Source organism: Rhizobium sp. P2_G9 (assembly GCF_056403475.1).
Genome location: NZ_JBFUFK010000003.1, coordinates 251938 through 259741 on the forward strand (window position 1 = coordinate 251938; position 7804 = coordinate 259741).

Here is a 7804-nt window from a genome sequence, read left to right on the forward strand (position 1 = left end):
CTCCGCCAAAATGGAGGCGGTCTTCGTGTTGACACTCCGTCAGTCACATGTAATATATTACCCGTTACCAATCACTAAGGCATGAAGTCCGATGAAGATCGCCTCCATAGAAGTTTACGGCTATGAGCTCACCTATGCTCATGGTGAGTATGTCATGTCCAAGGGCAGGGCGGCGCAGAGCCAGGCGTCGACCCTGGTTCGGATCCTGACCGACGACGGCGTGGAGGGTTGGGGCGAGAGCAGCACGCTCGGCGGGACCTATCTGCCGGCCTTCGCGGAAGGAACCCGCGAAGGCATCCGCGTGATGGCGCCTTCGCTGATTGGCCTGGATCCGACGAACCTGATCATCATCCACGAGGCCATGGATGCTGTCCTGCTCGGTCAGAACAGTTCCAAGAGCGCGATCGACGTCGCCTGCTGGGATATTCTCGGCAAGGTCGCCAACCTTCCGATTTCCAAGTTGATCGGCGGCGTTGCCCAGAAGAGCTTCCCTCTTTACGAGGCCGTGCCGCTCGCTTCGCCTGAGGAAATGGCGGAATTCGTCCGTGTTCGTGGCAAGGCGGGCATCAACCGGTTCCAGGTGAAAGTCGGCAACGATCCCTATGAAGATGCCGAGCGCACGCGCAGCGTCGTGAATACCTGCCCGAATGACGCCGTCATCGTGGCGGATTCGAACGGCGGCTGGAATCTCCAGGCAGCAATCATCGCCGTCCGCGAAATGGCCGGCCTCGACATTTATATCGAGCAGCCGTGCAGGGACACGATGGACTGCGCCATCGTCCAGAAAATGAGCTCGCTTCCCCTCGTCATGGATGAATCTGTGGTCAACGCGGCCGAGCTCTATCGCGCGAAATACGAAGCCGGAGCCGGCTCGGTCAACATCAAGCTCGCGCGCGTGGGCGGCATTACCGGGGCAGTGCGGATGCGCAACCTGGCGACGGATCTCGGCATGACGATGTGCATCGAGGATGTCTGGGGCGGAGACGTCACGACAGCGGCCGTGTCGCATGTTGCCGCCAGCACCCGTGCCGACGCGCTCCTGCATGCCTCCTTCTTCAATGATTGGACCAAGGAACATATCGCCGGCTACGCGCCCCGTTCGCACCAGGGGCGGGGCAGTGCGCCGGAAACGCCGGGCCTTGGCATCAGCGTCGATCACAAGGCCCTGGGCCGGGCACTCTTCGAGGTGACGAAGTGATGTCCGATAGCCGCACCCTTCCGCCAGCCGCCATCAAGTGGCTCGATCGGGCAGGCCGACAGGAATTCCTCGCTGTCGATTCACATACGGGAGGAAATCCCACACGCATCGTGCTCTCGGGCATTGATCTGCCCGGTGACGTCACCACCGTCGATGCAGCCCGTCTCTGGTTGCGCGACAACGCCGATCACTGGCGCCGGCGGCTCGTCCATGAGCCCCGCGGCGGCGGCCTGACCTGTGCCGTTCTGCCCATCCATAGCCAGGAGGACGGCTGCGATATTGGCGCTGTCATCCTTGAACCTGGCTCCTATCCGCCCATGTGCGGCCATTGCATGATCGGGTTCGCGTCGGTCATCGTCGAACTGGGCATGCTGCCGAACCTCTGGCGCGACAGCCCGACCCGGACGGAATTCAGCATCCGCACACCTGCCGGCCCGGTCGGTGTGACGGCCCGCCGTGATGGCGAAAAGTTCACCACCATCACGCTGACCAATGTCGAATCCTTCGTCGTCTCGAAAGGCGCGTGCGAGGTCGACGGCCAGAGCATGCCGGTCGAGCTGCTCTACGGCGGTGATTACTACATTTCGGTGGATGCCCGGACGATTGGCCTTTCGCTGGATCGCGGCAACGCGACAGAGATCGTCCGTCTCGCGCGGCGGCTGAAGGAGACCTACACGGCGGACGGTGTTTACGATCCGCTTTCGAACGATCTTCTCGACGTCTATCAGGTGCTGTTTTACGAGTACGATGCTGCTACGCCAGATCGCGCCAAGATCGTCGTCGTGGCGCCTCCGGGCGTGATTGATCGCTCGCCATGCGGCACCGGCACGAGCGCCCTGTTCGCCAAGCTGGTGACCGAAGGCAGGATCGCCGCGAGTGACACGCTGACGACAGAGAGCATTATCGGTTCGACCTTCACCGTCACCGCGAAGCGGGTGCGGGAGACGCCGGATCGCAAGTTCACGACACCCGCTCTCACCGGCCGCGCCTACATCAACGGTTTTCTCATTATCGCTGCGGACGAGGACGACGGTCTCGCCGATGGCTTCGCCCCGCTCTGACAATTTCGATCCAGGAGATATAACATGACCCTCAAGGGTGTACTTTCCGCAATCGTCACGCCATTCACCGCCGATGGCGAGAAGATCGACGAAGCAGCACTTCGCAAGCTTGTCGACCAGAACATTGCCGATGGTGTCGATGGCTTCGTGCCAGCAGGCGGCACCGGTGAATTCTCGGTGCTTTCGCATCAGGAACGTCTGCGTCTGGTCGAAGTCGTCGTCGAGCAGACGGCCGGACGTGCCGCTGTCCTGGCACATACGGGCGCGACCTCGTCTCGCGAGGCAATCGAATTCACCAAGCATGCCGAACGGGTCGGCGCCACTGCGGTGATGCTGGCGACGCCCTATTACGAGCCGATCGGCTTCAACGAGGCTTTTGCTTATTACGCGGCTGTCGCGGACGCGACGAGCCTGTCGATCTGCGCCTACAACTTCCCGCCCGCTACCGGCCTGCATCTCGATGTCGACTTCCTGGTGAAGCTCGCCCGCAAAATTCCGCAAGTCAAATATGTCAAGGATTCCTCGGCGAACATCATGCAGATGTTCAACCTGCTTTCAGACCATTCGCAGGACATTACCCTGCTCAACGGCGAGGACGTCCTGATGCTTCCGGCACTGGCATCGAAGGCGCCCGGCATGGTCATGGGCATTGCCAATTTCATGACTCCGGCTCTGGCAAAACTGCAAAAGGCAAGTGAAAGCGGCGACGACCAGACGCTCGTTTCGGTATGGCGTGACATCAATCCGATCGTGCGCCTGCTCGGCAACGGCCGCTACAATGCCGGCGTCAAGGCCGCCTGCGAAATCCTCGGCTTGACGGTCGGTCCCGTCCGTGCGCCTATCCCGCAATATACGGCGGCCGAGAGGGAATCGCTGAAGGCCGCCCTGGCTTCGGTGAACCCTGACTACTTGACGCGGGCTGCCCGATAACGATCAACGGCAGCTCCGCAAAAAGGGGCCGCCATGGTTTATCCCGAGAGGGCCAAAGGAGAATTGACGTGAAGGTCGAGATATTTTCAGGGGTCATTCCTGCATTGATGACGCCTTGCAAGGACGATCGCAGCCCGGATTTCGACGCACTGGTGCGCAAGGCGAAAGAATTGATCGCCGGTGGAATGTCCGCTGTCGTCTACTGTGGCTCGATGGGCGATTGGCCGCTGTTGACGGACGCACAACGCATGGAAGGCGTCGAGCGTCTGGCCAAGGCCGGCGTGCCTGTTATCGTCGGCACTGGCGCGGTCAATACCGCGTCTGCCGTTGCCCATGCGGCGCATGCCCAGAAGGTCGGAGCCAAGGGACTGATGGTTATACCGCGCGTGCTGTCGCGTGGCTCCGTCATCTCCGCCCAGCGCGCGCACTTCAAGGCGATCCTTGCGGCGGCGCCGGATCTGCCCGCGGTCATCTACAACAGCCCGTATTACGGTTTTGCAACACGAGCCGATCTGTTCTTCGCTCTGCGCGCGGAACATCCGAACCTCGTCGGTTTCAAGGAATTCGGCGGTCCCGCGGACCTGCGTTATGCTGCCGAGAACATCACCAGCCGGGACGATGACGTCACGCTGATGGTCGGTGTCGACACCGCCGTCGTGCACGGTTTCGTCAATTGCGGCGCCAAGGGTGCGATCACCGGCATCGGCAATGTTCTGCCGCAGGAGGTGATTCATCTCTGCAAACTGTCGGAAGCAGCCGCCGCGGGAGATGCAAAGGCGCGCAAGCTCGCCTTGGAACTGGAGGCAGCACTTGCCGTCCTTTCCTCCTTCGACGAAGGCCCGGATCTCGTGCTCTACTTCAAGTACATGATGACCTTGAAGGGCGACAAGGAATATACTTTGCACTTCAACGAGACGGACGCGCTGACGGACAGCCAGCGCGGCTATGTCGAGGCTCAGCTTGCATTGTTTGGCAAATGGTACAGCAACTGGCGCCAAATCAACGCCGCGTAGCAGTACGCTTTCGTTAAGAAAATTCGTGATGGGGCCGCTCTGCCGGCCCCATTTTGTCTGAGGCCCTATCGTTTGGCGATGATCCTCTGTCGCGTGCTGCCGGCCTTATAAACTGAGTGGTAGCGAGACGGGTTTTCCTTCGGATGCAGAGCGGTAGATCGCCTCTACGACCTGGACCGACATCAGGGCTCTCGCGCCATCATCTGGAATCTTGCCTTCGCGCAGGTCGTTGACAATGGCTTGAAGCTGCGCGCGTTGGCCTTTGGTCGGGAAGTCACGAGGATTTTGCAAGTCCTTGAAACTGAATCCGCCAGGCGTCGAATGGGTCTCCCCCTCGTCCGCCGTCTCGCGAAACAATATCTCATCATGCTCCCCATTGATGACGATCGTGCCTCTCATTCCGCTGATCGTCAGCAGGTGCCGCTGGCCGGGGAAGGCGGCTGTCGATGACGAGAATGATCCCATGACACCAGACTTGAAAGCAAACACGGCAACAGCCGCATCCTCGGTTTCGATGTCGTGAAAGGCTGTCCTGGTCATGGCAAAGACAGAGGAAATCGGTCCCAGCAAGAACTGCGCGAGATCGATCAGGTGAGTCGACTGGGTGATGACGCAACCACCGCCCTCTATCGCCCACGTGCCGCGCCAGGCATCGCCAGAATAGTAGGAAGGCCGCCGGAATTCGTTGTCCAGGATGCTGACGAGAAAGATCCGTCCCAGGGCCCCGTTCCGGACATCGGATAGGGCCTGCAGGGCTGCATCGGAATGCGCGCGGTGATAGATGACGGACAGGCCAACCTCGCTTTCGGCACAGGCGGCGATGACGTCACGGGCGCGGTCGGAGGTAATTTCGAGCGGCTTCTCGACCATGACATGCTTGCCTGACCTGGCGGCGGCAACCGCATAGTCCTTGTGAAGGCCATTGGGCGTTGTCACGATGACGGCATCGATCGTCGGGTCGGAAAGGAATTCGTCGAGATCGCTCGACCATTTTGGAATCGAAAAGGCGGCGGCAAACGCTGCCGCCTTTTCCTGGCTTCTTGCAAAAACCGATACCAGCTCTGCGCCGGTCACGTTGCGCAGTTCGCGCGCATGCGTCTCTGCAGCGACGCCGGCGCCGATGATTCCGAAGCGGCAAGGCGTCATGGCTATTTTCCGCCGACGCCGGAGGCCGCGCCGGCAGAGCTGACGACATGCAACGGGGCGGCCCGGTCCTGCTTGCTGAGCAGGCGCGCGCGCGCCCGCTTTGCGGCCTCGTGGCCGGTGCCGGTGGCGATTTCCATATTGCCGATCTCGGCGAAATAATCGCCGGCGAAATGGATGTCGACATCGTCGCGCTCGCAATAGGCAAGCATGGGGTCGAAGTTGAAGCCGGCGGGTCGATAGGTGTTTCCCGGCACCCATCGCTGAACGATTGTTTCCTTGATGTGCCCCTTGAGCTCGGGGAACATCCTGTAGACGTCGGCAAGATAGGTGTCCCTGATCCCTTCGTCCGTCAGCTTCAGCATTTCGCGTGCGGGCGCGCCGCCGGAATAGACCATCAGGCTGCCGCCCGGCTTGCGCGGGCCACCGGTACGAAGTGGGTTTGCGTGATTGAAGAACATGTCGAACGACGCATCCGGCGTGGTGATGGCGTAGATATCGTCATAAGGCATTGGCCCGGTTTCATCGGTGATGATGCCCATGGTGGGGAAGGGGCCGTACTGAACGCTCTCAAGTACGGTTTTCACGTCCTGAGGAATGTTGCGGACGATTTCCGCGGCCTGATAGGCCGGTACGGCGACGATGACCTGCCTGGCAATCGCAGTGTATTCGATGCCATCGGTCTCATAGACAACCGTGACTAGGTCGCCCGTTTTCGCCACTGACTTGACCGTCGTGTGATAGCGAACACGGTCGCCGAGAAGTTCCATCATTCTCTCGCCGAACCGGCCGGAACCGCCATCGAGATTGAGCGCCATGGAATCGCCCTTGCCGGCCCAGACAGCGCCGAACAGCGACACGCCGACGCCAGCATGCTGATCCTCCGCCTCGGCGGCGGCGCGACGCGATGCAGATTGGAACAGGGCTTCCAATCGCTTCGGCAAACGACCGAGGAAATCGCGGAACGTCTGGTTCGCCATGAAGCGGGCGACGCGTGCGCGGCGACGCTGGTTGCTCTCGCCATAAACCGGCACCATTTCCTTTTGCCAGCCCTTGACCGCTTTCATGATGCGCAGGCCAAGACGAGCAAGGGCGATCCGCTCGCCCAAACTCATCTTCATGCTGAAGGGCAGCATCGACACCGCCTTGGGTTTGTAGACCTTGTTGCCCCACCAGATGGCGAACTTGTTGCCGGGAATGGTAATGATATCGAGGCCGATCGAATGAAGAATGTTGCGCATATGCGAGCCCGGAGGCGGGAAGAGATGTCCGCCGAGGTTCAGCCAATAATCACCACGCGCCACGGAATAGAGGCGGCCGCCAAGCCGATGCGTCTTCTCCAGCACCAGAAGGTTACGCTCACGCAATTCCCACGCGGCAGACAGCCCGGCCGGACCTCCGCCAACGATAATGACGTCATAACTCGGCTTATCCATGTGCTGTTCTCACCTCGATATTGTGGTTCATTCGGCCGCAATCTCAGCGGGTTGCCCCATTTCTTGTCCGGCCATCGTCTGCCAAAAAAGTTCTTGCGCTGTTGTCGATAAGCGGTAATATATCACCCGTAAGACACCATTGTCAACGAGGCAGTCGTTATCGAACCGGTCGCGAACTGCACGAACCGAGGGGAATGAAAATGCTTAGTAGGCGCAACATTTTGTCGATCCTGACAGCGACGGTTGTCGGAGCCATGTCGCTGACAACAGTGCAGGCGCAGGACATCGCGAAGTCGGATGACGTCGCAGCCATGCTTCCCAAGGCGATCAAGGATGCTGGAGTTCTGCGCATCGCCGTGCCGGATGTCGGAAAGCCATTGGCTTATAAAGACGGCAGCGAGCTAAAGGGCATGGATGTCGATCTGGCCAACGCGGTTGCAGCGACACTCGGCCTGAAAGCCGAGATCAGCCTGATCCCGTTCGCGGCAGCCCTGACCGGCCTGCAGGCGAACAAGTACGACATTTCCTTCGGTGAATTCTATGTCAAAACAGAGCGCCTTAAGGTCGCGGATTTCGTCACCGACTGGCAGGACTACAGCTCGTTCCTGGTCGTTGACGCAAAGGGCTTCAAGCCCAAGAAGGTTTCGGAGATCTGCGGCCACATCGTCGGTGCGATGGCTGGATCCGCTGAGTTGGAAACGTTGAAGACCGGCGCAGCCAAATGCGACAAGGCAGCCACCGTCAGCGCCTTTCCCTCGATCAGCAATGCCATTCTTGCCTTGAACAGCGGTCGCGTCGACGGCGTTCTGATCAATCGGGGCGGTGCGCAGGAATCCATTCGCATGAATCCGGCACTGAACGCGTCCGGCGAAATCGGCGGCGGCCCATGCGCCACCGCTGTCGCGCGAAACGAAAATTCGGCACAGATGCTTCCGGCGCTCAAAGCCGCCTACGACCATCTGATCAAGACCGGCGACTACGCAAAAATCCTGGAAAAGAACGACACCTCGTATGGTGCCGCAA

Annotated in this window: 7 protein-coding genes; 5 read left to right on the top strand and 2 right to left on the bottom strand. The window is 60.2% G+C overall.

Annotated elements, in window-relative coordinates; genetic code table 11:
- Positions 1-91: 91 nt before the first annotated feature.
- The 4 genes from AC1DYF_RS04290 to AC1DYF_RS04305 all read left to right on the top strand — a co-directional run bounded on the left by AC1DYF_RS04290 (position 92) and on the right by AC1DYF_RS04305 (position 4202).
- Complete coding sequence (locus AC1DYF_RS04290) at positions 92-1198, top strand: mandelate racemase/muconate lactonizing enzyme family protein (RefSeq protein ID WP_477875434.1); 1107 nt, start codon at positions 92-94, stop codon at positions 1196-1198.
- Positions 1198-2259 (top strand): proline racemase family protein, encoded by a 1062-nt coding sequence (locus AC1DYF_RS04295; RefSeq protein ID WP_477875435.1) that lies wholly within the window; start codon positions 1198-1200, stop codon positions 2257-2259. The genes AC1DYF_RS04290 and AC1DYF_RS04295 overlap by 1 nt, the downstream gene beginning before the upstream one ends.
- Before the next feature lie 24 nt (positions 2260-2283).
- Positions 2284-3189 (top strand): dihydrodipicolinate synthase family protein, encoded by a 906-nt coding sequence (locus AC1DYF_RS04300; RefSeq protein WP_477875436.1) that lies wholly within the window; start codon positions 2284-2286, stop codon positions 3187-3189.
- Between the two features lie 68 nt (positions 3190-3257).
- Positions 3258-4202 carry a dihydrodipicolinate synthase family protein gene (locus AC1DYF_RS04305; RefSeq protein ID WP_477875437.1) on the top strand — a complete coding sequence of 315 codons (945 nt, stop codon included), beginning with the start codon at positions 3258-3260 and terminating at the stop codon, positions 4200-4202.
- Between the two features lie 105 nt (positions 4203-4307).
- Here the strand turns inward: AC1DYF_RS04305 and AC1DYF_RS04310 are convergent, their stop codons facing one another.
- Together AC1DYF_RS04310 and AC1DYF_RS04315 are read right to left on the bottom strand one after the other, a co-directional pair.
- Positions 4308-5348, bottom strand: a complete 1041-nt coding sequence (locus AC1DYF_RS04310; RefSeq protein ID WP_477875438.1) for a Gfo/Idh/MocA family protein — start codon at positions 5346-5348, stop codon at positions 4308-4310.
- Positions 5349-5350: 2 nt separating this feature from the next.
- Positions 5351-6781, bottom strand: coding sequence for a flavin monoamine oxidase family protein (locus AC1DYF_RS04315; RefSeq protein WP_477875439.1), 1431 nt, complete (start codon positions 6779-6781; stop codon positions 5351-5353).
- Between the two features lie 20 nt (positions 6782-6801).
- On the opposite strand from AC1DYF_RS04315, the gene AC1DYF_RS04320 reads away from it, so the two are divergent.
- Positions 6802-7804, top strand: a 1003-nt coding sequence (locus AC1DYF_RS04320; RefSeq protein ID WP_477875440.1) for a transporter substrate-binding domain-containing protein, incomplete at its 3' end; no start/stop codon positions are given.

Coding starts and splice junctions, on each gene's coding strand:
- AC1DYF_RS04290 (WP_477875434.1), top strand. CDS start 92: ATGAAGATCGCCTCCATAGAAGTTTACGGCTATGAGCTCACCTATGCT.
- AC1DYF_RS04295 (WP_477875435.1), top strand. CDS start 1,198: ATGTCCGATAGCCGCACCCTTCCGCCAGCCGCCATCAAGTGGCTCGAT.
- AC1DYF_RS04300 (WP_477875436.1), top strand. CDS start 2,284: ATGACCCTCAAGGGTGTACTTTCCGCAATCGTCACGCCATTCACCGCC.
- AC1DYF_RS04310 (WP_477875438.1), bottom strand. CDS start 5,348: ATGACGCCTTGCCGCTTCGGAATCATCGGCGCCGGCGTCGCTGCAGAG.
- AC1DYF_RS04315 (WP_477875439.1), bottom strand. CDS start 6,781: ATGGATAAGCCGAGTTATGACGTCATTATCGTTGGCGGAGGTCCGGCC.